This window comes from Pseudomonas fluorescens, from assembly GCF_000968015.1.
Lineage (GTDB): Bacteria > Pseudomonadota > Gammaproteobacteria > Pseudomonadales > Pseudomonadaceae > Aquipseudomonas > Aquipseudomonas fluorescens_W.
In genome coordinates this window covers 1-23,743 of sequence record NZ_LACH01000062.1, presented here as the reverse complement: position 1 = coordinate 23,743, position 23,743 = coordinate 1, and the positions used below count along the sequence as shown (strand labels likewise).

Genomic DNA, 23,743 nt, shown 5'->3' with positions numbered 1-23,743 from the left:
GACACAAGCGCCTAAACGATGGCGGGATACCCATCGACACTGTCGGGCCAACGGGTCAGAACCTCGAAGCCGTCGTCAGTGACTGCAACCATATGTTCCCACTGAGCCGAGAGTGAGTGGTCCTTGGTGACCACGGTCCAGCCATCAGCCAGCGTTTTCACATGGCGTTTGCCAGCATTCAACATGGGTTCAATGGTGAAGATCATGCCGGCTTTCAGTTTCAGGCCCTGGCCTGGGTAGCCGTAGTGAAGGACCTGCGGCTCATCGTGATAAATCTTGCCGATACCATGACCGCAGTATTCGCGCACGACGCTGAATCCGTCTCTTTCGGCCACCTTCTGAATGGCGTGGCCAATGTCACCCAGCGTAGCGCCGGGGCGGACGACGCGAATACCTGCGCACATCGCTTCATAGGTCGTCTCTGCCAGGCGTCGGGCATCCGGGCTGGGATCACCCACGAAGTACATGCGGCTGGTGTCGCCGTACCAACCCTCCTTGATAACGGCAATGTCGATATTCACGATGTCGCCATCCTTTAGTGGCGTGGCCGAAGGAATGCCATGGCAGACCACCTGGTTGACCGATGCACACACGGTTTTCGGGAAGCCGTGATAGCCGACATTCCCCGGAATGGCTTTCTGCACGTTGACGATGTAGTCGTGACAGAGACGATCGAGTTCGTCGGTGGTGACCCCCGCTTTGACATGCGGAGCAATCATGGCCAGGACCTCGGCGGCCAGCGTGCCCGCAGCACGAGACATGGCTATTTCTGCCGGGGTATTGAGCCTGACATTGGCCTTCATTGCTTGGCTCCTGATGCTGCATCAACCTGGGCGCTTTGCGAAAAATCGGCGAGTGCGCACAGCTGTTTTACATCGAGGCCGCCAGCCAGTTCGGCACGAATCAGCAAGCGGCAGATGTCGCTGTGGTCCAGGTCGGGATATAACTCCGCAAGCATCCCGATGCGCATCCAGTGCTCGGCTTGTGCGTTGATCGAGCGACTCAACCCATCGCTGGCGACGCGCAGATTCTCGTGCATGGCTTCTGAAATTTTTACGATACCCACTGCCCAATCCAATATGAAATGTATATGGATCGTATATTAGTCGGTAGTCGTGTGAAATTGCAATTTCACGACTTGCAGTGACTCAGATTTTTCCGGCTTCCTGTGTAAGAGATCCGAGCGAATTTGCTCGATGGCCAGCCTTGAAGCCAACATCCCTGGCTTGCCAAACGACGACCAGACCGAGCAGCGCCAAAATCAGCAGCGTTGGGGGAAAAGAACTGGGTCCCTCCTTCTCCAGCAACAACCCACCAACAATGCCACCCGCTGCCACTGCCAGATTGAAAATGGTGACCAGCATCGACTGCGCGACATCGGCGCCGTCACCAGCGGTATCGGCAATGGCCGTCTGTAGCAGTGTTGGCGCCCCACCGAACGTCAGCCCCCAGATTGCAATGCTCAGGAGCACAAGGCCGGGCGAGGTGCTTGCCATTCCCAACACCAGCGCCGCCATCGCGAAGACCGCCAGACTCAGAAGCGTCAGCGCGCGCAACCCGCGATCCACCCACATTCCAGTGACTGCGATGCCGACGATAGAGGCGACACCAAAAAGTAGAAGCACAAGGTCTATTCGCTGGCCAAGTCCGACGGAAACCAGGAATGGCGCTATGTAGGTATAAAGGATGTTATGCGCAAGTATCCAAACGAAAATCACAAAGAGTATCGAACGCAGCCCTGGAGTCAGAAGAATGCTGCGGATCGGCTGACGCTGACCTTCAGTTTGTCCGGCGTAGTCAGGTACGCCAAATCGCACCCACACGAACAGCAGTGACGCGAGGGCTGACATGATCCAGAACACGCCACGCCAATCAAACAGAGCACCCAGCCAAGTGCCCAGGGGCACACCGAGACACAACGCAACGGGTTGACCGATACCGACCACCGCCAAGGCCCGTCCCTGCAAATCATGAGGCACCATGCGGCGTGCATAACCGGCCAACAGTCCCCATATCACGCCCGCCGCCATTCCGGCGATGAAGCGCGCGACCAGGGTCAGTACATAGTGGGAGGACAATGCCGTCACGGTGTTGAAGACCAGCAACCCGCCGATCGCCATCAGGAACAACGGCCTCCTGCGCCATTTTCGCGTAGCAGCAACGACCGGAATCGCCGCCATCACCGAACCCAGGGCATACAGCGTAATCAACTGACCCGCCATGGCCTGCGAGACGCCCAGCCCCTGCCCGATCAGGGGCAGCAGGCCGGCTGGCATGGTTTCCGTCATGATGGTGATGAAGCCAGCCATCGTAAATGCCAACAATCTCCACACAGGCAGTTTTTGCGCAGAAGATGTTTCGTCGAGCCTTGTTGTTATCAATCCATTGTCGCGGTGCATGGTCATCCTGGTATCCCTGATAAAGACTTCATTTTCTGTTTCCTGATCGGCCACCTGGAATGATCGTTCCAGTACTGGACAAAAAAATCCTGGCCGATGCCAGGCATCGCGTTCGCGACGTCCAAACAATCGTTGCGCTATAACGAATCCAGCGCGACATCAACCACATCCAGCAAGCGTTGCCGACGATTCTGGAGAGCACTGCCTTTACTCAATACCCGCAGGCCCTGAATCGTGTTCACGATAAAACGTGCGAGCGCTCGAGGGTTCTTATGCATGGCGATTTCTCCTTCTGCCTGGGCACGGATGAGCGCGCGCTCCAACGCTTTCTCCAGACGCAGGAAGTTACGCGAAACCAACTCGGCAACGGACTCGTCCTGGCCGGCCAGTTCCAGTGTGGCATTGGCGACAAGGCAGCCACGTTGCCCGGTATCGCTGAGCTCATCATTCACGATCCTCATCAGCAATTGCTGGATCAGTCCTTTGACCGATCCAGACTCCTGGAGCAGCGCTACGTTCGTGGCAGTCAGGTCGTGATACCGGCGCAGTGCATGCTCGTATAATCCATGCTTGTTCTCAAAGGCGTTGTAGAGGCTGCTTCGAGACAATCCGGTACCGTCAACCAGATGCTGTATCGACGTGGCGCAATAGCCGAGTTGCCAAAAAACCTGCATGGCAGCGTCGACAATTTCGTCTTGCTCAAATTCCTTGGGACGCATCTGATTACTTCTCTGGAATGATCGTTCCAGAAAGGTACGGAGTTCTTTTTCGCCCGTCAAGGAGGGTATGAGTCATCCACCTACTCTGTCTCACCGGGAAACCTGGCGACTTGAAGCCCGACTTCAATAGCTGAGGGAATGAAGTGCTGAGCAATCATCGTTTGTCCCCCTGCTCGATGATGCTCAGAATTCGTGGCGCAGACGTTAGCCGTTGTTCTTCCAATTGATCGAGTCAGTACCTGTCAGAAAGAGAGCGATTCACCCTTTCACACCGCACCATTCGACTCAGGAGATAACAATGAATAAAACCATTTCTCGTCGTAGCGGAGGTCAGATATTGGTGGATGCCTTACGCATCCATGGCGTCAAAAGAGCTTTTTGTGTTCCGGGAGAAAGCTACCTCGCGGTTCTCGATGCATTGCATGACGTGCAAGAAGAAATCGATCTGGTGGTGTGCCGCCAGGAAGGTGGGGCGGCCTATATGGCAGAAGCCTACGGCAAGCTCACTGGAGAGCCAGGCATCTGCTTCGTGACCCGAGGCCCGGGAGCAACGAACGCCTCGGTTGGCGTTCACACAGCGTTCCAGGATTCATCGCCGATGATTCTGTTCATTGGCCAGGTCGCTCGCGATCAGCAGTATCGCGAGGCCTTTCAGGAAGTTGATTTTCGCCAGATGTTTGGCCCCTTGGCGAAATGGGTCGTGCAAATAGACGACACCCGCAGAATTCCCGAACTGATCAGCCAGGCGTTCCATCGAGCGGTCAATGGCAGGCCTGGGCCTGTAGTGGTCGCACTGCCGGAAGACATGCTGACCGAAATGGCGGAAGTCAGTGACGCCGGGCCGTTCAAACGCGTATTGATGACCCCGGCAGCCGAGCAAATGGCCGCCATGCAGCAACTGCTTGAGCGATCAGAGCGGCCATTGATGGTGCTGGGTGGCAGCGGTTGGGACACCGAGTCAGTGCACGACATCCGGCTTTTTGCTGAACAGCAAAATATCCCGGTTGCCGCCTCCTTTCGCTGCCAGGACCTGTTCGACAATCGACACCCGAACTATGTCGGCGATCTTGGTTTCGCCGCGTCAGCGCAGTTGTCCTCAGCGGTAAAAAACGCAGACCTGCTGTTGGTCGTGGGTTCCAGAATGGGTGAGGTTTCAACGGGTGGATATGCGGCCTTGGACATCCCGGTGCCGAAGCAAACCTTGATCCATGTTCACCAAGGCATCGAGGAATTGGGACGGGTTTACCAACCTGCGTTAGCGATTAACAGCAGCATGTCGACCTTTGCCAAATCAGCCGCAACGCTTCCAGCGGTGATCAGCCAGGTAAAGAGTGAATGGACGCGCACCCTCAACAAAAACTACCGCGACAATCTGCAACACTCGCCCTCCCCTGGCGATGTGCAAATGGCCGAAATCATTGAATGGTTGAATCGCAGTCTTCCAGACGACGCGATCCTGACCAATGGCGCCGGAAACTATGCCGTCTGGCTTCAACGCTTCTATCAGTTCCGCCAGTACCGCACTCAGTTAGGCCCTACCAATGGCTCCATGGGCTACGGCGTTCCTGCGGCGGTGGCCGCCAAACTGACGTGCCCGGACCGAGTGGTGGTTTCGTTTTCAGGGGATGGCTGTTTCTTGATGAACGGCCAGGAGATAGCGACTGCAGCGCAATATGGGGCCAATGTGATTTTCGTTGTGATCAACAACGGAATGTACGGAACCATCAGGATGCACCAGGAACGCAATTACCCTGGACGCGTGTCAGGCACTGAATTGCTCAATCCGGATTTCGCCGCACTCGCCCAAGCCTATGGACTGCATGGCGAGGTGGTCACCGCCACGTCGGAATTTGCGCCAGCGTTTGAACGCTGCCTCGAAATGTCCCGGCCATCCTTGATTGAGGTCAGAGTCGACCCTGAAGCATTGACCCCTCGACTCAGCCTGACTCAGATCAGAGAGCAATCAAGCAAGAAGTAACCCGTTTCTACCGTTTTTGGCGCCTGACTCACGATTTACAAGGCGCCTTTTTTTGAGCGTGTGACTCATCAGTTCATCGACCTGTCCCACCTACAACAGCAGTCGATCAATGGCCTGAACAGCATGCATCCGCAAAGACAAACCCTGCACAACGAACTGCACGCGCGTCCGTCACTGTATTTCGACGAACCGGCCCATGTGTTTCATCTGGCCTTCCTTGGCGGAGAACCGGAGTGCAATGCGCTGCTGGAGCGCTGCTGTCCTGCTCCCATCGATCCTCATGCCGCCCAGGGCATCACCCAACTCGATGGCCACGCCCTGAAATGGGAACGCCACGCCGAGTTCTTCACCCTGACCCTGGTGGTCACGTCATCCTGCGATGACTTGTCCTGGACATCGCTGCCCGAGGCGCTGGCGCAGAAGGTCGAAGCGCATTTGCCGCAGCTGATCAACTCGGTGCAGATCGTCGTGCGTGGCGAAGCCGGCCTTGACCTCGCTGGCTACGGCTTCAAGGACCCGTGCGGTTCCTGCGTGGGCGGTGGCGATGCGGTGGTCTGGAGCGATTTTCGTCTCAGCGAGGATGGCAACAACCACATCCTGTTCATCAACCGACGCCTCAACGCTTACCGCCAAGGGCGGATGATCCGCCGTCTGCTGGAAATCGAGACCTACCGCATGATGGCCTCGCTGTCGTTGACCATGGCCAAGACCTTGAGCGCGCAACTCGATGTCTTTGACAAGACCTTGGTCACCCTCTCCGAGCGTAACGCCGACGCTGACAGCGGCAACGCGAAAGCCCTGCTGGCGGACATCTCCAACCTGTCAGCCCAAGTGGTCAGCAGTACCGCGAAAACCCGCCACCGCTTCAGTGCCACCCAGGCCTATGCGCAACTCGTGTACGAACGCCTGGGCGAATTGCGGGAAAGTCACGTCGGCGATTGCCAGCGCCTCGGGGTGTTCATCGAACGCCGCTTCAAACCCACCGTCAGGTACTGCACCGCCACCGAACAACGCCTGGAGCACTTGGCGAAAAGCGTGGCCAACCTGGGCGACCTGTTGCAAGCCCGGGTTCAGGTGGAAATGGAAGAGCAGAACTCGGAAATTCTCAAAAGCCTGAACGCCCGCGCCGACGCCCAGATCAAGATCCAGCGCGCCGTCGAAGGTCTGTCGATTATCGCCATTACTTACTACCTGCTGAACCTGCTCAAGCTTGGCTACTCAGGGTTGCACCTGCTCGGCGCCGAGGTGGCCCCACGGGATGCCATGCTGGCGATGACGCCCCTCGCGATCGCCATCCTTGCGCTGATTATTTTCCGCATCAAGAAAGTCAAAGAGCACTGATACGGTGAATCGCTGGGAGGCGCCATCACCCATCAGGATGGGAGCATGTCCAGTGTGCGCTCAACCTCTTGAATGTCGATTGTGAAGCCATCGCCCTCTGGCGTTCCAACCACAAAGCCAAAATTCTGGTTGTCGCGATCCGTCAGGTACTTGAAGTAGCTGACGAAACGATTCGGTGGCTGCAGTACCAACAACGAACCACCCTGCGGCAGTACATTGACACCATGTACAAGCTGGCTCCCTTCGACCCCCACCACGGTCCGCGCCCCGGCGCACGTCGCCACTATCGTCGGAACATCGGTTTTCAAAGGATTGATGATGCGAAACCCTCTGGTCTTGCGCAGATGTTCAGCGAGCTCAATTTCATTGCGCAATAAACGCAAGTCACCGTCGCCACCCCGCAGAATGAACACGCCAGGGTGAGTGTCATAGCTCACGTGCGACAGCAGCTTTTCACCCATGGCACGGAAACGTAAGTGCCTGCTTTGATTGTTGCTCACATCGTCGAACAGCACGAGCTCATGAAAAAACGCACTGTGCAGGCGAAGCGGTTTCATATCAAACCAGTCCTCATAGGCGGGGGCCTGGGTAAATAGAGGAAATCTGGCAGATGGCGCGGTAGTTACCGGGACGCCTTCGTCGCATGCCAATGAATAGGTCGGGCAATCTTCCATCAACCATGTGCCAAACCATGTGTTTCCATTTTGCGTGCAGTAGGCGGCCCCGCGCTCGATCTCGTTTTCCACGTGAATTCGCGGAAACAAACCAGGCTTGAGAGACAACCAGTGACTTGCATTGTTCTTGTAGAGCGCTCCATCGATCAGCCAGACATCCTTGATCAGGTAGCCACGTGTCGGAGCTTGTACTACGTTGCCCAGCCCTTCCATTGTGCGAGCGGGATGCTCGAAAGGATAAAAGCGCTTCGCCTCCCATCCTGTGACACGGTCCATTTGATTGGGCAGAAAGAATGCAGGCGGAGAATACGATGTCCCACCCGGAGCAACATTCCAGGTTTTCGCCGCCAGGCTTTTCAAGTTGATCTCCGCGTTTCGTGCGAATCTTTTTCTTGCCATATACCGGTAGGCGGCAAGGGTCCATTTTTTTCGATTGCCAGTGGTCGACGTGCTTATTGGCGAGACATCACTTTCCATGAAGAGTCCTCCCTGCGGGACAGGGTCAATAGCCAGACGCGAAGCGCTCTGCTTATTTCAGTCGTGGACATTGCTCAGCTGGATGCAATCCTTTTCATAATGGGTGGGGTCTGCAAACTGGCGTAGCGACTACGCAAGGTTTCGAGAAACTGTTCGCCCGAACTCTTGGCGCAATACAGATAAATCTTGTGCAGTCCGCCAAATACCATTTCATGGTAACGGCTGGCGACCTCCTCATCGCTTAGCCCGTCCGGCAAGCCAAGGTGAAGGGTCATTTCCTTTCCTTCGACAGCGAATAGCGGCGTGTCCCAGAGGAATTTGGCTGCCCCTGTCTTGGGCAGCCGCACAAACATATAAGCGTGGTTTCCCAGGGAATCAATATCGCCGCCACGCCTTCTTTTCCATTTCAGAAGTCCGTCATCTGGTCGCGCCAGGCAAAGACCGATGTCGTAATAATCGAAGCCATTCTCTATTGCCCATTCAAGTGCCATGAAGGTGGTAATCGAGTTCACTTCACGCAGTTTTTTGGCATCTGAAAATATCGCCTCGGTATATCCGAAACGTAGCGTGCTCCAGTAGCGCTTTCCGCCCCGGGTTATTACGCAGCCAAGGTGGCATGCAACAACCTCGTCTTCCAGCATGATCAGGTCGAGCCGGCCGACAGTCTTGGCGATCCTGAAAACCTCCTGCGTGGCAAATTGCGCAGCGTGGATGCCTTGCCTTGCCGTGGCATAAGGTCGAAGCATTTCCCTGTCTGCCATTTCAATGTCTTCATCCAACAGCGTCCGGACCATTCGGTAGCGCGGTCGGTTCTTGCGTATATTTCGACGCAATTCGCTATCGTATTTTGTGGTGATCTCCTCGATGGATCGCCCCAGCGGTACCACGGCACTCAGATACAAGGGTACAGACAAGGCCCCTGAGGTCGGCATTTCACTGACCCCTACCACATGACTCGACGCGCCAGGTCCCGGTTCACCGTCGACCATAGGGGAATCACCTTGGGACTTTCCCCTTATGAGAAGCTTGGCCATCTCCCGCTTCTTTTTCCTTCCGATATAGAGAATTTCGTAAGGACTTTCGTTCTGCGCTCTGAACCTGGCAATTTCCCAGCGCCAGAAACACGCACGTCCAAAAATATCTCGTAACCAGTTTGAAGCGTTTCTTATTTCATATCGCATTGAAGGCGATATGAGTTTGCGAATAACTTCCGCCACGTTCTTTTTCATTTCTTCGTCATCCTTTGAGCTTTATTTTTGGTGGATCAGAAAAAGATCAAGGCGGAACTTCAAAAGGCGTGCTTAAGCCTTGATATAAAAGATATATTTTATGAGGAGCGCTCTCACGTTCAGTGACTAGTAAAGATCAAGGTAGCGACTTTGCAAGCGACATAGGGGGGCGCCAGTCGTCTATTTCATGACGCCAATTTTTATTCCAGACTCAGTAGAAGCGTCGTCAGTATGGCATTGTCGATCGACCCCCTGGTCGCGCCCCTGTTAACTGACGTGGCATGTCCCCCGCACAATCGTCCTTAGTCAGCGCCCAACATAATTTACGGAGTGACTAACTCAGTGCTTGAAGTAGAGACATTAAGGAAGGCATTCCAAATCTCGTAAGCATCGTGATGCCGTTTGGTTGCCTCTTCCCATTCGGGTCCTGAAACACATTTGGAAGAAACCAGCGTCATCATGCCCATCGTTGCGGCGTCCAGCTCGATCAGGAAAGCGTGAGACTGGATTCTGAAGTCTTCGACCGATGGCATTACGTGTTCCCCCGGCGGATTACACCGCCATTAAGGAGCGACTGCTCCTCGGACGGTGGAGTACCGCCAGGAGGGAAAAATTCAGGCAGTCTGACCGCCGGTACGTTTCGTTGCCCAAGCTGATCGCCGAGGGCATAATTTTGAAGACACGCCGTTCTCTCCCTCGCCAATGCATGTGTATTTGCATTTACAGTTGCATTGACTTTGGGCGGAGCTGAGCCGGTTCCGGTGCTACGCTTTCATTTCCTCGAATAGAGAACGAAGCGATGTCCACCGAACTCTCAATCCCCGGACGTTCTGTAGCCATGAAACGGATCCTGATCGGTGGTATCACCGTAGCGATTTTCGGCACGATGATGTATGGATTTTTCCAATGGAAAATCGTCGAAAGCCAAAAACACGAAATGCTGTGCGGACAGGCCAAGCAGACGCTCAAAGGTGTGGAGATCCGGGCGCGGGCATTGGCTGCCGGACTGTCTGTAGAAGCCTATGGCAAGGCTGAAGAAGACGAAGTGGCGACACTCATTGGTGCGCTCGACGCCGCCAGGAACGACGCAGAAGTCGACTCGGTCATAGAGGCTCACGCGGCCACCATAGAAGCAGAGGATGCGGCTATCGACGCTCAGGTTGATACCCGAGGCGATCAGACATTCCTCGAGCAACGACTCGTGAAACAGCGGATACCGGTCGACGTTAAACTAGAACTGCGACGCGCCGCGAAGGCCGTTAGCGTCATGTGCAGTTAGTGTTCAACAGTGCCCTGCCCCACGGCCCCCAAGTAATAGTTCTGAATATCCTCGCGCGCAGCCAACCCGGCCGCCGAACCTTCATCCACCACCCGGCCGTTCTCCAGCACAAATGCGTACTGAGCGTAATCCAGGGCGATGTTGATGTTTTGCTCGGCCACCAACAGGCTCAAACCCTCCTCGCGGTTGAGCCGGGCGAGAATCTCGAAAATCTCCTCGACCACCTGCGGCGCCAGGCCCATGGACGGTTCATCCAGCAGTAACAGACGCGGCTCGGACATCAGTGCCCGGCCGATGGCGACCATTTGCTGTTCCCCACCGGAGGTGTAGCCAGTCAGGCGCTTGCGCAGCAGGCGCAAACGCGGGAAGTAATCGTAGATGCGCTCCAGACGCTGATTCAGCACCTTGCGTGACGGCCGCCCGACAAATCCGCCGATCAGCAGATTCTGTTCGACGCTCAGGTGGGTGAAGCAATGCCGCCCTTCAAGCACCTGGGCCAGCCCCGCCAGCACCAGGCTGGCAGGGTCGGCATCGGTGATCACTTGCCCCTGATAGACAATTCGGCCCTTGACCACTTCACCACGTTCGGCCCGCACCAGGCTGGAAATCGCCTTGAGCGTCGTACTCTTGCCCGCCCCGTTGGCCCCGAGCAGGGCCACCATTTGCCCCTTGCCGACCTGCAGCGTGACGCCGCGCAAGGCGAGAATCGACTGTTCGTAGAAAACTTCGACCTGCTCCACGCTCAGCAATGGCGGGTCGGCTTGTAGGCTCTGGCTCATCGGACCTTATTGCTCCTGGCTGCAGTTGCGCGGGGTGATGCCTTTTTCCTTGGCGTATTGGGCGGCGGAGGCTTCGATGATCGGCCGCAACAAGGCGCGATCAGCCTGGACCCAGTCGCTGATCAGGTTCCAGCGCTGGCCATCCCATTGCTGAAAGCGCACGGCGCCGCCGCCTTCATGGTCGGCACACGACAGCTTCAATGGCTGCACCAATCCTTTGGCGCCCAAGGCCTGCAAACGCGCATCGTCGAGGTTCAGGTGCTCGAAGCCCCAGCGCACTTGCTCACCGGTCAGTGGTTTATCGCCATACTTTTCCTGTGCCAGGCGCAGGGCCTCGACGTTGAGAATGCCGTTCACCACGCCGAGGTTGTAGTACACGGTGCCGAAGCGCTTCGGATCGGCCAGGTTGCCTTTGCCGGCGTCCACCACGTTTTGCTTGATGCCTTGCAGCACCGGGAAATCAGTGCCCGAAGGGTGGGTGGTGATCGAGATGAACCCTTTGGCGGCAGCACCGGCCGGGACCACGTCTTCTTCCGAGTTACTCCAGATATTGCCGATGATGTGATCCGCCGGGTAACCGACCTTTTGCGCCGACTTCAGCGCCACTGGGTTCATCACTCCCCAGCCGCGCAGGATCACCCAGTCAGGCTTGAGGCGACGGATATTCAGCCACTGCGATTGTTGCTCGTTGCCGGGGTGCGGCACTTCCAGAAGGGTCAGCTCGAAACCGGCGTTTTTCGCCAGGGCTTCAAGTACGCCGTTGGTTTCCTTGCCATACGGCGAGCCGTGGTAGAGCACGGCGATTTTCTTGCCTTTGAGCTTGTCAGCCCCGCCCTCGCGCTGGCCGATGTAATTGATGATTGCCGAAACTTCCGAATACGGGTTGAGCTGCAACGGGAACACGTAAGGGAAGACGCTGCCATCGGTGGAATCGGTGCGGCCATGATTGATGGTGATCAGCGGCAGTTTGTCGGCCGTCGAACGATCCAGTGTCGCGTAGGCAATGCCCACCGACAGCGGATTGGTCGCGGCCGCCGGCGCACCGTTGAGGCCACCTTTAAGGCGCTCGTAGCATTCGACGCCCTTCTCCACCACGTACTCGGTTTCGCATTCGCTCCAGGTCAACTTGACCCCGTTGACCCCGCCCTTGGCGTTGACGTATTGCAGGTAATCGATAAACCCGCCGAAGAAGCCGGTGCCACCGGCGGCGTACGGGCCGACCCGATAGCTCTGCAAGGGAAAGTACTGTTCGTTGGCAGCCTGGACGCCGGCACTGAGCCCGGCAGTCAGCAAGGCCAGGCCCAATGCCAGGCGGCGCAGCGGTTTACGGTGAGTCATAAGGGCAGTTCCTCGTGTGAGATCGATGGTGTTTTGTCAGGGATAAAAGGAGTCAATAACGCAACGGCCAGACCCGCGCCCGTTGACGAAAACGCTGCCAGAGCCGCGCCAGTCCTTCGGGTTCCTTGATCAGGAAGGCGATGATCAGCGCGCCGAAAAGCATTTTCTGAATGTTTTCCAACTGCCCGGAATCAATCAGCCCCGAGGGCAAAAGCCCAAAGACATTGGCCAACAGAATCGGGAACAGCACGATGAACGCAGCGCCCAGAAAGTTGCCGAGCACACTGCCCAGGCCGCCGATAATGATGATGAACAACACCTGGAATGAGCGGCTGAGATCGAAGCCGTGGGGCTCCACCGTGCCCAAATAGGCGAACGCCCACAGCGAACCGGCAACACCGAGGTAGAAGCCGCTGATGGCAAACGCCAGCAGCTTGGCTTTGAACAGACGAATGCCGATCACCGCCGCGGCCGTGTCCATGTCGCGCACTGCCATCCAGTTGCGCCCCAACTCGCTGCGCACCAGGTTCTTGCCCAGCCAGAACAGCGCCACCACCACGGCCAGGGTCAACAGGTAACGACCACGGGGCGAACTGAAATCCAGCCCGGCGATCAGCAGCGGTGGCGAGGTGATGACCCCAGAGGCATTGTCGTTGGTAAACCAGCTGAACCGGGTCAGCACCCACTCGACAACGAACTGCGCGGCCAGGGTCGCCACCAACAGGTAAAAACCTTTGATCCGCAGGCTCGGCAAACCGAAGAGCACGGCCACCAGCGCGGCGATCACCCCGCCCAGGGCAAAACTCACCAGCAACGGCAACCCCGGCACTCGCAATTGCAGGTTGTAGGCCGCAAACGCTCCCACCGCCATGAACGCCGCCGAACCCAGTGAGAGTTGTCCGGCATAGCCGGTCAGCAGGTTCAGACCCAACCCCGCCAGCGACAGCACCAGCAGCGGCACCAGAATCGCGCTGAACCAATAGTCATTGCCGAGCAAAGGCACCGCGAAGAACGCAAAGCCCAATAGCAGCCACAGACCCACGCGGTCCTGGCGCAAGCGAAATGTGCGCCGCTGCGCCGCGTAGGTGGTGCTCAGTTGACCGGCTTCTCGATACAGCATGGAAGTATTCCTTGAAAGAAAATCAGACCCGCTCGATTGCCCGCTCGCCGAATAACCCGGCAGGCCGCACCAACAGGAACAGCAACGCAAGGACGTAAGGCACCCAGTTTTCGATCCCGCTGCCGATGATCGGGCCGAGGTAAATCTCGGCGAGTTTTTCCGCCGCGCCGATGATCAGCCCGCCGACAATGGCGCCACCCATCGAGGAGAAGCCGCCGATGATCAGCACTGGCAACGCCTTGAGCACCACCAGCGACAGGGAAAACTGAACCCCAAGACGAGCGCCCCAGAGCAGCCCCGCGACCAGCCCGACGAAACCCGCCACCGCCCACACCAGCGCCCAGATTCGTGGCAGGCGAATGCCTACCGCCAGGGAGGCCAGCGGATCATCGGCCACCGCCCGCAAAGACAAACCGACCCGGGTCTTGTTGAACAACAGCGACAATGCAATCACCAGGGTGGCAGCGGTGCCCGCGGCGAACAGGTCGAATTGCGAGAGCAACATGCCGCGGATTTCCAGTGGCTCATCGGCAATGCCCAATTCCAGGCCGTGGACCTGAGCCCCCCAAAGAAACTGCGCAAGGCCTTCGATCATGTACGACAGCCCGAGGGTGGCCATGAACAGGATGATCGGCGGGCGATTGACCAAGGGCCGCAGGACCATTTTCTCGACCAGCAACGCCAACACCACCATGCTCGCCAGGGTGGCGATAAAAGCCCAAACGAATGGAAAGCCGCGTTCGAGCAGGCTGACAAAGGTCAGCGCGGCGAACAGCACCATCGCGCCCTGGGCGAAATTGAACACACCGGAGGCCTTGTAGATCAGCACAAAACCGATGGCCACCAAGGAATACATGACGCCGGCCAGCAGCCCGCCAATCAGTACTTCAAAGAAAAATTCCATGCTCAGTGGCGCTCCGTGCGGGTGCGCCGCGTGCCCAGATAGGCCGCGATCACGTCGGGGTTGGCGCGCACTTGCTCAGGGGTGCCATCGCCAATTTTGCGACCGTAATCGAGCACCACCACGTGATCGCACAGCCCCATGACCACACCGATGTCGTGCTCGATCAGCACAACGGTGGTGCCGAACTCACGGTTGATGTCACGGATGAACTGGCTCATCTCACCCTTCTCTTGCGCGTTCATGCCGGCCATCGGTTCATCCAGCAGCAACAACTCAGGTTCTGCGGCCAGGGCTCGGGCCAGTTCGACACGCTTCTGCAATCCATACGGCAACTTGCCCACCAGTACATGGCGCCAGGGATGGATGCGCAGAAACTCGATGACCTTTTCGGCGTGGCGGCGCTGCTCGTCGTCCTCGCGAGGGGCACGTCCCAGGCGCAGCATCTGCTCGACCCAGCTGCTGCGCCGTTTGAGGTTGCGACCGGTCAGCACGTTGTCGAGCACGCTCATGCCCTTGAACAACGCGATGTTTTGAAAGGTCCGCGCAATGCCTCGCTCGGCAGCCTGGTGCGGACGCATGCGTCGACGCGTCTGCCCGGCGTAGCTGACGCTGCCGCTCTGGGCCTGGTAGACGCCATTGATCACATTCAGCAGCGAACTCTTGCCCGCGCCATTGGGGCCGATCAGCGCGCAGATTTCCCCGGTCTTCACAGCGAAGCTGATGGACGTAATGGCCTTGACGCCCTTGAACGACAGGGAGATGTCATCGAGCCGCAGTAATACGGATTCAGTGATTGCGCTCATGGGGGCTCGTCAGACGGATTGAGAAATCAGGTGGGCTGGCGCATCGACCAGTGCCCGAGGGGTGGATGGCTCCTGCCAGTTGCCTGGGCGGATGCCCAGGGCACCAAAGAACTCGGCGCTCTCTGGGCTCAGCGCTGGCCCGACCAACAACGGTACGCGCAGGCGGCTCATGCCCAGCACGTCAAGCAACGGTCGGCGGATCAGCCAGTGAGCGAGCCAGCGGCGAACACTGTTCACCTCCGGCACCATCGCCCAGCGGTACACACGATGACTGAAGGTGCCTGGCAACGGCAGGCGCTCCCGGGTCCAGAACTCAAGGCGGGCATAGGATTCGCGGGTACCCAGCACCAGCGTCGGCCCGAGCTCCCGGCGATCGGTGTCGCGTGTGGCCAGGGCCTCAGGGAAGTTCAGGCAGAAGCCGGCGCTCAGCCACGGCGCCAGCAAGTAACGCGCCTGACCGCTGGCGGCAAACACCCGGGCCGCCAGCGCTTCTTCGCTGGCGCTCAGCGACTCTCGCGCCACCAATTTGCGTGCGCCCTCCAGCAACTGACCATGGCTCAAGTGTTGGGGCTGACCATTGGCGGGATGGAAAACAAACGCCGTGGCCGCCGAATCACTGACCGGCGTGGGTGCGTGCGTCGTTACGCCAACGGACAACTCGGCATAAGCATTCAGTCCGCGATCTTCGGCCGTGTTCAGTCCACGCCCGTCCAGGAACAGCAACACCCGTGGCGGTGTATCGATACTGCGTACCTGCTGCACGGCGTCCAAGGCTTCGGCCAACACAAAGGCCGGTTTCAGTCGGGTCAACAGCAGTCGATTGTCGAGATCCGGGTCCAGCAGCGTGACGCTGCCACCCAGCCACTGCGCGGCCAGTGCCAGCAACAACGCTTCGGACCGTGCCTGGCTGATGATCAGCAAGTCATCGCCGCGACTGAATCCGCATTGATGTAAAGCAGCGGCGAGTCGCCTGACATCCTCTGCCAGTTCGCGCCAGCTGCGGACGTGCCAGATGCCCAGGCGTTTGTAGCGCAGGGCGATCGCCGAACCTCGGGTTTCGGCTTGTAGCAACAGGGCCTGGGGCAATGTATGGGTCATGTGGCCATCCTTCGGAGTGCTGTTTGCCAACAGCCATTGCAGCCTCCGTGCCAGCCACTAATTACTTATTTATCAATGTGTTAAATGAAGCTATCGATCCAGCCCCCTGTATCGCTTGAGCACAGCCTGCCTAAACCCTGTTGCCTCACCAACACTTGCGTTCACTTGAGTGGATACGTCGCTTTAATAAGAACCAAAAGGCATTAATAAATACAAAATCAGTATTTATCGTTATAAAAATATCCGCGTACTCTCAGCTCATCCCGTCATTCATCACCACAGTGAAGTGCCCCATGAATCCGACTGACAACCTCATCGACTTCGCCAGCTACCGCAAACGCAAACAGGCTCAGCAACGGGCGCGGGCCATGTGGGAAATGTATGCACGCAATGCAGGTTTACAGGCTTTTCAGTGGGTGCAAGCCGCTAAAGCCACCGAGACGCGTCACGCATGAACGCGCAGCAACCCTCGCGCTTTCTGGCGAGCGCCGACGAGCCCGTGCTGGATTTGAATAACCTGCAACCACTGGGAGAAGACCCGATCTGCGAACGGGTCGCACAGAACCTGCAACGTCTGCGCGGCAAGCGTCATCTGTCCCTCGACGCCCTCGCCCGACAGTGTGGTGTCAGCCGGGCCATGCTGGCGCAGATCGAATCCGGGCGCAGCGTGCCGTCGATCAAGGTGCTGTGCAAAATTGCCAAGGGCTTGAAGGTGTCGGTGGCCGCGTTTCTTGAGCACCGGGCCTTCGAAGGCGTGGCGGTGCTGTCGGCCAGCCAGAGCAAACGCCTGGTCAGTGCCAGCGGCGCCTTTGTCAGCCGCGCGCTGTTCCCGTTCGACGTAGCGCGCCAATCGGAGTTTTACGAACTGCGCCTGAGCCCGCTAGGCGAAGACGTCTCCGAGGGCCATGGCCCCGGCGTGCAGGAAAACCTGGTGGTGTCGCAGGGCGTGCTGGAAATCAGTGTCAACGATGAACGCTACTTGCTCTCCACCGGAGACTCGATCCTGTTCTATGCCGACCAGCCCCACCGCTACCGCAACCCGGCCGACAGTGAGGCGGTGGCCTATCTGGTGGTGACGTACCCGGAACGCCTGGACTGAACCACATCCCCTGTGGGAGCGAGCTTGCTCCGGGCGGCGTTCCGACGATAGCGGCTTAACATTCAACATATTCATTGACTGACACACCGCTATCGCGAGCAAGCTCGCTCCCACAGGGATCTCTTCTTCACGGGGATCTGTGGTGTTTGCTGGAATGCAAAAGCCCCCGCGGCTGTATGACCGCGGGGGCTTTTTTATGCTTCAGGGATCAGCAGGTGCAGCACATCAGCGGCATGCCATTGCAGCTCATCATCATCGGCATGCTGCAGTCGTTCATCATTTTCATCATCAGGGTGCAGCAGTTTTTCATCATGTCCATGTTCATGCCCGCCATCGGCATGATTTTGCACATCATGCAGTCGGCCATCAACGTGCATTCCATCACGCACTTCATCGATGGCATCGGCATGCCCATCATCGGCATTGGCATCATGGTGCTCATCATCGGCATGGCCATGCTCGCCTGGGACATACACATCATGCTCATGTTGCCGCAATGCATCATCATCGGCATGCCGCAGTTCATCATCATCTGCATCATTTCAGCGCTGTTCTTGAACATGGCCATGTCCATGCCCGCCGCCGGCATCATCTTGCACATCATGCCGTCGTCCATCATTTCGCAGGTCATGGTCGCCATCATCATCGGCATGCCCATCATCGGCATCATTGGCAGGGTGGTGTTCATCGGCATTTGCATGGGCATGGCATTCATCTTGGTGTTGCTCCTTGAATCATTAAATAGTTGGACGAAGCTGATGGAGCCGATTCTAAGGACTGACGCAGAGGCGACAAGATGATGACCGAGCAGCAAAATTGGATGCTGAAACCGCCCTAGTGCGGCCTTCAGGGCAACAATGGCTGCTACAACGAACAAGCCGCTGTTATCACGAATACCTGCACAGCCATGACGCGGCTTTATAGGTAATGGATATGCAAACAACAGCTATATAAATAACCGAAAGAAATAATCGATCTAAACAGGATCCGGTTTTTTCAGTTCAGCGGCTCAATGTCAGTGACTCGGCAGAATCCTGGCAATGATCGAACGTCGCAAATTCGTAAATACACGCCGGTAACGCAGCGGCTTTTTTCGTCCATACAGAACATGATGCCAATGTGCCTTCACTGCGCACTGAAGTCACAGACTCTGCCCTCTCGATTGCCCACCTGAATAGAATGATCTAGGAATTACGGACTATGGAAAGCTGGAAAATCAGAACTCATCTGCTTCTACTCACCAGTGCGTTACTGCTCGGATTGTTGTGTGTCGGCGGACTTGGACTCTTTGGTATGCAATCGGCGGTACGCAGCCTGGAGACCGTCTATCTCGATCGAGTCGTGCCCTTGCGGGACTTGAAAAAAATCGCCGACCTGTACGCCGTGAACATCGTCGATGCCACCCACAAGGCGCGCAATGGCAACTTCACCAAAGCTGAGTCACTGAGTCGGATCGAGCAGGCCCAGCGAGAGATCGACCAGACGTGGCAAGCGTATAAATCAACGCAACTGATTCCGGCAGAAACGCGCCTGATCGTGCAGATCAACCCACTGATGGAAGCCACCCGCGGGCCATTGCAAAACTTGCAGGGCATGCTGCGCCAGAACGACGACGCGGGTCTTGCACGTTTCGCGACCGAGCAGTTGTATCCGCTGATTGACCCCTTGTCAGACAAATTTTCCGAACTGATCGAGGTTCAACTGGTGGAAGCCAAGAACCAGTTCGAACATAACCAGATCGCCTACACCGCCAACCTCAGAACCAGTCTGCTGATTCTGGTATTGGCGCTGATCGCGGGCGTCGCCTATACGTTCTTTTTCTCCAGGCTGTTGGGCCGCCAGCTCGGCGCAGAACCCGCAGAACTGGCCGCCATCAGCTCGAACATCGCCGAGGGAAAACTGGCCGCAACGCAGCTTGATCAGCAACAGCCGTCGACCGGCGTTCTGCACTCCGTCCAGACCATGCGCCACAGCCTGAGCGACATGATTGGCAAGATCAGCCAGGCCTCCGAGCAGATCGAGGGAGCCACGCTGCAATTGTCTGCGTCCTCCGAACAGGGATTGAGCAGCGCCGCATTGCAAAGCGAGACCGCCTCCTCCATGGCGGCCACGGTCGAAGAGCTTTCCGTGAGCATCACTCACATCGCCGACAATGCTCGACAGGCCCAGAGCACTGCGCAGAAGGCAGGCGAAATCACTGGCGAAGGCATGGCGGTGATGCAAGCCTCCATCCAGGAAATGGGACAGATTGCCGACCTGGTTGCACAGAGCTCATCGGACATCGATCAACTGGCGATTCAGTCGAACGACATCAGCCTGATTGTCGGGGTAATTCGAGGCATCGCCGAACAGACCAATCTCCTGGCCCTCAATGCCGCCATCGAAGCGGCACGCGCGGGCGAGCAAGGTCGTGGCTTCGCCGTGGTCGCCGATGAAGTGCGCAGCCTGGCCGCCCGCACAGCGCAATCCACCACGGAAATCGTTGCCTTGGTCAATGCCATCCAAAACGGCATGGTCAAAGCCAAAGACAGCATGGCCGCAGGCTGCGAGCGCGTGACCCATGGCCAGAAACTGGTCGAAAGCGCAGGCGATTCCATGAGCAGGATCAAGGGTGCACTGGACGAATCCCTTGCGGCCGTCAGCTTCATTTCGTTGTCGTTGCAGGAACAGCGCGCCGCCAGTGAGCAAGTCGCCTGCAACGTCGAAAGAGTGGCGCAAAGCGTGGAAGAAAACGCCGCCGCCCAAAGCGGGATCGTGCGAACCACCCAGGAACTCAAGGCGATGTCCGACGGACTGGGCGTTATTCTGCAGCGGTTCAGTTTCTAAATGATCCAGGAAGGACCTGCAGCACGAACCTCAGACTGCACCCGTTTACGGACGGGAGGTTGATCATGGTCAATACTTAGAGACTGGGTGTACGACGCACGAGCCGCACGTCGGGCGGCTAATCCACGGGAGGTTCGTCATGTCTGGTCAATCCCGCTTCATGCTGGTTGCATCACCGCTGATGGAACACAGCCCCGCTTTCGACAGGGCCGCCGCACTGGCCAAGGCCGAAGACGCCGCGCTGCACATCGTCGCCTTCGATTATCTGGAAGGCTTGGCAACCGCCAGTCTGGTCAACGAAAAGGCTCTGGCACAGATGCGCGTGGGCTACGTCGAGCGCCACCGCCAATGGCTTGAGGAACAGGCCCGCCCCTTGCGCAAAATCGGGGTCCACGTCACCACCGAAGTGGCGTGGGTCGAACGCCCCTTGGAGGAAATCCTGATTCACCTCAAAGAGCAGCCGATGGACGTACTGATCAAGGCGCTGGAGCACGAATCGCTGCTGTCGCGGCTGATGTTTACCCCGCTCGATGTGCATTTGCTGCGCGAATGCCCGGTGCCGCTGCATTTCGTCAGCCACGCCGTGCACGCCTTGCCGCGAAAGATCGTCGCGGCGGTCGACCCCTTTCATCGCGATGACCATTACAAAACCTTCAACGACCGGATCCTTCACGAGGCGGCGAAACTGGCGAGCGCCTGTAATGCCGAGCTCGATGTGGTCTACGCCTATGACCTTTCATCCATCAGCGCCGACGAATTCGGCTTCGACAACGGGTCGGCGTTTTTCTCGTCGGGCAAGGCCAGGACCGTGTTCGATTACCAGGAGGATGCCTTCAACGATTTGGCCGAGCGCAACGGCATCGCGCCGGAGCAGCGGCACATGATCATGGGCAACCCGGCCAAGGTCCTCACCCGCTATGTCGATGCCTATGACGTTGACGTGATTGTCATGGGCCGGATTGGTCATCGCGGCGTGGGCCGGCTGATCGGCAGTACGGTGGAGCATCTGCTGTACAAAATGCCGTGCAGTGTTTGGGTGGTGTACACCGAGCGGCTGGATGAGTGATTGATCTACCGGCCACTACAAAACCCTGTGGGAGCGAGCTTGCTCGCGATGGCGGACTTTCAGTCAACATCAATGTTGACTGAAAGTCCCTCATCGCGAGCAAGCTCGCTCCCACAGGGGTTTTGTGTTGGCAGTTCAGCGCCGGGTGATGACTACTTCCAGGTATTCACTGGGCACCACCAGCGATTTCTCTCCCGCTCTGTTCATGCGGTTGATCAGTTCGGTCAGGTCGTTTTCCAGCGCTTGGGCGCTTTCAGGAGGCAGCGCCGCAAAGGCTTTGTGGACCGGGCCGTACCAGGTGCGGAACGTATTGATGAAATGCGCCGCCGAGCGGTAACGGAAGTTGAAGGTCCTGCGCGTCACCTGGAGCAGAAAATCACGTTCGTCGAACTGCGTGTGCAGCCAGGCTTCGGTGCCCCACTGCGAAGGCGGTTGAGCGCCAGGCGGTGGCGGCAGGTGGCGGCCGAGGGTCTTGAACATCTGACCGACAAACCCTTCGGGCGTCCAGTTCGCCAGGCCGATCCGCCCTCCGGGACGACAGACCCGCGCCAGTTCCGCGGCAGCCTTGGGCTGGTCTGGTGTAAACATCACCCCGAAAGTCGAAAGCACGGCATCGAAGCTCGCATCCTCGAACGGCAAGGCTTCAGCGTCGGCCACTTGAAACGTGACTTCCAGACGCTCTGCCCTGGCCCGGTCTTCGCCGCGTTCCAGCAGTGCGGCCACGTAGTCAGTGGAGGTGACGTGGCAACCACGGCGCGCAGCGGCGAGCGTCGCGTTACCGTTGCCGGCGGCCACGTCGAGCACAAGTTCATCGCAAAGCAGGTCGCAGGCCTCGGCGAGCTGCTCACCGACGATCTGCAAAGTGGTGCCGATCACGGCATAGTCGCCACTGGCCCAAGAGGCCATCTGACGGTTTTTCAAGGCAGTAAGATCAATGGGTGTACTCATGAATTCCGCTCCGTTGCGGGCTGGAATGCAACCCGGCTTATTCGGCCGTGGTGGGATCGATGATGGCCGTGACCTGGGAAATGCGGTTGGCCGGGAAACCGCTCTGCCTGGCGTGTTCCTTGATCAACTCTTCGTTGGGCGCGATGTACACGCAGTAGAGCTTGTCACCGGTGACATAACTCTGCTGCCACTGCACCTCTGGCAAGTCGCGCAACGTCCTGCAGGACTTTTGCGAAGCCGCTTTCAAATCCCTTTCTGACAGTGTTCCAGCACCCGGAATCTCGCGTTCTATAACGAACTTAGGCATGGCAACCTCTCATTCTTGTTATTGATGACAGGGTCGGCAGACCCTGTGTGCCAACTATCGCGCCGGGCAACGCTGGCGTCCTGCCCGATCGTCGGCCAACCCTGCCCGATCGTCCGGAGATTTCACGGTTTGCAGCCACAGGCTCACAATCGAAAGAATCCGCCCGCACGGAAAAACCCATGGACGCCCTGTCCCAGACGCTGCGCGTCGTCCGCCTGGTCGGCGCGATTTTCATCAATGCCAGGTTCACTGCCCCCTGGTGCTACCAATCGCCCAGCGCTGACACGGCGGCGCCGTTTCTGGAGCCCGGCGCCGAACGCGTGGTGATCTTCCACTTAATCACCGAAGGCGAGTGTTATGTCGAACTGGGTGATGATCCCCCGCTCCTGCTGACGGCCGGCGATGTGGTGGTTTTCCCTCAGGGGGATGCCCATCGCATGAGCTCTCAACCCGGGCTCGCACCTGCCACCGGGGCGCGGCTGGATGTGGTGCTGGCGCGCCGTCCACGGCAATTGAGCTATGGCGGTGGCGGCGCGGTAACACGGTTGGTGTGCGGCTATCTGGCGTGCGATACCCGTCTGGCCGGCATGTTGCTGACCGGGTTGCCGGCGGTGGTCCGAGTCAATGTGCGCGGCTCGAATGCCGGTATCTGGCTGGAATCGTCGGTCCGTTATGCGCTCGCCGAAGCGCGTTCGCCCCGCCCCGGCGGCGAAGGTGTGCTGGCGAAACTGGCCGAGGTGCTGTTCATCGAAGTGCTGCGCCTGTACATGCACGAACAGGGCGAAGGTCGCACCGGTTGGTTGGCGGGTGTGAGCGACCGGATTGTCGGCGCCGCCCTCAACGCGTTGCACAAAAAACCGTGTCACGCCTGGACGCTGGATGAACTGGCGCGCACTGCCGGCACTTCAAGGTCGGTGTTGGCGGAGCGCTTCCAGCAACTGGTAGGAAGTTCGCCGATGCAGTACCTGACGCAATGGCGGATGCTACTGGCGGCCAACCTGTTACGCAGCAGTAACAGCTCGTTGATGCGGATTGCCGAAGAGGTGGGCTACCAGACTGACACGGCGTTCAGTCGGGCGTTTCGTCGAGAGTATGGAGCGCCACCGGCGGCGTGGCGGCGCAATCAGGTAACGTCTCGGCCCCACGCCTGAACGCACCACCAACCGTAGCAACTCTGCGTTCGGTGTAGCAGCTGTCGAGCTTGCGAGGCTGCGTTCGGCTGCGAAGCAGTCGTAAAATCAGAATTCGCGGTGCATCAGGAACACCACGCAAGCCGGGTTTACGACTGCTGCGCAGCCGAACGCAGCCTCGCAGGCTCCGCAGCTGCTACAGGGTTCAGCGGTGGGGGCAGGTTGGGGT

General features: G+C 58.0%; 24 protein-coding genes. 8 read left to right on the top strand and 16 right to left on the bottom strand.

What is annotated here, in order from left to right:
• Window positions 1-11: 11 nt before the first annotated feature.
• The 4 genes from map to VD17_RS25515 all read right to left on the bottom strand — a co-directional run bounded on the left by map (window position 12) and on the right by VD17_RS25515 (window position 3,118).
• Window positions 12-803, bottom strand: a complete 792-nt coding sequence (gene map, locus VD17_RS25530) for a type I methionyl aminopeptidase (protein ID WP_046056239.1) — start codon at window positions 801-803, stop codon at window positions 12-14.
• Window positions 800-1,066 (bottom strand): ParD-like family protein, encoded by a 267-nt coding sequence (locus VD17_RS25525; protein ID WP_046056238.1) that lies wholly within the window; start codon window positions 1,064-1,066, stop codon window positions 800-802. Before VD17_RS25525 ends, map begins: the two co-directional genes overlap by 4 nt.
• An 82-nt stretch (window positions 1,067-1,148) precedes the next feature.
• Window positions 1,149-2,399, bottom strand: coding sequence for an MFS transporter (locus VD17_RS25520; protein ID WP_046056281.1), 1,251 nt, complete (start codon window positions 2,397-2,399; stop codon window positions 1,149-1,151).
• A gap of 137 nt (window positions 2,400-2,536) precedes the next feature.
• A complete protein-coding gene (locus VD17_RS25515) occupies window positions 2,537-3,118 on the bottom strand; it encodes a TetR/AcrR family transcriptional regulator (RefSeq protein ID WP_046056237.1) in 582 nt (193 codons plus the stop codon).
• Window positions 3,119-3,416: 298 nt separating this feature from the next.
• On the opposite strand from VD17_RS25515, the gene VD17_RS25510 reads away from it, so the two are divergent.
• Entirely contained in the window at window positions 3,417-5,096 is a 1,680-nt protein-coding gene (locus tag VD17_RS25510) for a thiamine pyrophosphate-binding protein (protein WP_046056236.1), read from the top strand.
• 123 nt (window positions 5,097-5,219) lie between these two features.
• Window positions 5,220-6,437 carry a DUF3422 domain-containing protein gene (locus tag VD17_RS25505; protein WP_046056280.1) on the top strand — a complete coding sequence of 406 codons (1,218 nt, stop codon included), beginning with the start codon at window positions 5,220-5,222 and terminating at the stop codon, window positions 6,435-6,437.
• Window positions 6,438-6,469: 32 nt separating this feature from the next.
• Here the strand turns inward: VD17_RS25505 and VD17_RS25500 are convergent, their stop codons facing one another.
• From VD17_RS25500 to VD17_RS25490, 3 genes are all read right to left on the bottom strand, one after another.
• Window positions 6,470-7,588 (bottom strand): glycosyltransferase 61 family protein, encoded by a 1,119-nt coding sequence (locus VD17_RS25500; protein ID WP_046056235.1) that lies wholly within the window; start codon window positions 7,586-7,588, stop codon window positions 6,470-6,472.
• 74 nt (window positions 7,589-7,662) lie between these two features.
• Complete coding sequence (locus VD17_RS25495) at window positions 7,663-8,817, bottom strand: hypothetical protein (protein WP_046056234.1); 1,155 nt, start codon at window positions 8,815-8,817, stop codon at window positions 7,663-7,665.
• A 323-nt stretch (window positions 8,818-9,140) separates the two neighbouring features.
• Entirely contained in the window at window positions 9,141-9,350 is a 210-nt protein-coding gene (locus tag VD17_RS25490) for a hypothetical protein (RefSeq protein ID WP_033058718.1), read from the bottom strand.
• Window positions 9,351-9,616: 266 nt separating this feature from the next.
• On the opposite strand from VD17_RS25490, the gene VD17_RS25485 reads away from it, so the two are divergent.
• Window positions 9,617-10,096, top strand: a complete 480-nt coding sequence (locus tag VD17_RS25485; protein ID WP_311132811.1) for a hypothetical protein — start codon at window positions 9,617-9,619, stop codon at window positions 10,094-10,096.
• Here the strand turns inward: VD17_RS25485 and VD17_RS25480 are convergent.
• Genes VD17_RS25480 through VD17_RS25455 form a run of 6 tightly spaced genes read right to left on the bottom strand, consistent with a single transcriptional unit; the run spans window position 10,093 to window position 16,138 of the window.
• On the bottom strand, window positions 10,093-10,875 hold the full coding sequence (locus VD17_RS25480; protein ID WP_046056233.1) for an ABC transporter ATP-binding protein: 783 nt from the start codon (window positions 10,873-10,875) through the stop codon (window positions 10,093-10,095). The genes VD17_RS25485 and VD17_RS25480 overlap by 4 nt on opposite strands.
• 6 nt (window positions 10,876-10,881) lie before the next feature.
• Window positions 10,882-12,213 (bottom strand): ABC transporter substrate-binding protein, encoded by a 1,332-nt coding sequence (locus tag VD17_RS25475; RefSeq protein ID WP_046056232.1) that lies wholly within the window; start codon window positions 12,211-12,213, stop codon window positions 10,882-10,884.
• A gap of 52 nt (window positions 12,214-12,265) precedes the next feature.
• Entirely contained in the window at window positions 12,266-13,333 is a 1,068-nt protein-coding gene (locus tag VD17_RS25470) for a branched-chain amino acid ABC transporter permease (protein WP_046056231.1), read from the bottom strand.
• A 22-nt stretch (window positions 13,334-13,355) separates the two neighbouring features.
• A complete protein-coding gene (locus tag VD17_RS25465; RefSeq protein WP_046056230.1) occupies window positions 13,356-14,237 on the bottom strand; it encodes a branched-chain amino acid ABC transporter permease in 882 nt (293 codons plus the stop codon).
• Between the two features lie 2 nt (window positions 14,238-14,239).
• Complete coding sequence (locus tag VD17_RS25460; RefSeq protein ID WP_046056229.1) at window positions 14,240-15,040, bottom strand: ABC transporter ATP-binding protein; 801 nt, start codon at window positions 15,038-15,040, stop codon at window positions 14,240-14,242.
• A 9-nt stretch (window positions 15,041-15,049) separates the two neighbouring features.
• Window positions 15,050-16,138: an AMP-binding protein gene (locus tag VD17_RS25455; protein WP_046056228.1), complete on the bottom strand. Its 1,089-nt coding sequence runs from the start codon at window positions 16,136-16,138 to the stop codon at window positions 15,050-15,052.
• A gap of 293 nt (window positions 16,139-16,431) precedes the next feature.
• On the opposite strand from VD17_RS25455, the gene VD17_RS32325 reads away from it, so the two are divergent.
• Window positions 16,432-16,593 (top strand): hypothetical protein, encoded by a 162-nt coding sequence (locus tag VD17_RS32325; RefSeq protein WP_008156931.1) that lies wholly within the window; start codon window positions 16,432-16,434, stop codon window positions 16,591-16,593.
• Entirely contained in the window at window positions 16,590-17,237 is a 648-nt protein-coding gene (locus tag VD17_RS25450) for a helix-turn-helix domain-containing protein (protein ID WP_046056227.1), read from the top strand. The genes VD17_RS32325 and VD17_RS25450 overlap by 4 nt, the downstream gene beginning before the upstream one ends.
• Window positions 17,238-17,445: 208 nt before the next feature.
• Here the strand turns inward: VD17_RS25450 and VD17_RS32735 are convergent, their stop codons facing one another.
• Window positions 17,446-17,952 (bottom strand): hypothetical protein, encoded by a 507-nt coding sequence (locus VD17_RS32735; RefSeq protein WP_080932069.1) that lies wholly within the window; start codon window positions 17,950-17,952, stop codon window positions 17,446-17,448.
• Between the two features lie 485 nt (window positions 17,953-18,437).
• Between VD17_RS32735 and VD17_RS25440 the strand changes: the two genes are divergently transcribed.
• Both VD17_RS25440 and VD17_RS25435 read left to right on the top strand, forming a co-directional pair.
• Entirely contained in the window at window positions 18,438-20,063 is a 1,626-nt protein-coding gene (locus VD17_RS25440) for a methyl-accepting chemotaxis protein (RefSeq protein ID WP_046056226.1), read from the top strand.
• 139 nt (window positions 20,064-20,202) lie between these two features.
• Window positions 20,203-21,129 carry a universal stress protein gene (locus tag VD17_RS25435; RefSeq protein ID WP_046056225.1) on the top strand — a complete coding sequence of 309 codons (927 nt, stop codon included), beginning with the start codon at window positions 20,203-20,205 and terminating at the stop codon, window positions 21,127-21,129.
• A 135-nt stretch (window positions 21,130-21,264) separates the two neighbouring features.
• On the opposite strand, the gene VD17_RS25430 is transcribed toward VD17_RS25435, so the two are convergent.
• A complete protein-coding gene (locus VD17_RS25430; protein ID WP_046056224.1) occupies window positions 21,265-22,077 on the bottom strand; it encodes a class I SAM-dependent methyltransferase in 813 nt (270 codons plus the stop codon).
• A 37-nt stretch (window positions 22,078-22,114) separates the two neighbouring features.
• Window positions 22,115-22,384, bottom strand: a complete 270-nt coding sequence (locus VD17_RS25425; RefSeq protein WP_033060295.1) for a DUF4242 domain-containing protein — start codon at window positions 22,382-22,384, stop codon at window positions 22,115-22,117.
• Window positions 22,385-22,563: 179 nt separating this feature from the next.
• Here VD17_RS25425 and VD17_RS25420 point away from each other — a divergent pair, with 179 nt between their 5' ends.
• On the top strand, window positions 22,564-23,535 hold the full coding sequence (locus tag VD17_RS25420; RefSeq protein WP_046056223.1) for an AraC family transcriptional regulator: 972 nt from the start codon (window positions 22,564-22,566) through the stop codon (window positions 23,533-23,535).
• The last annotated feature ends 208 nt before the right edge of the window (window positions 23,536-23,743 follow it).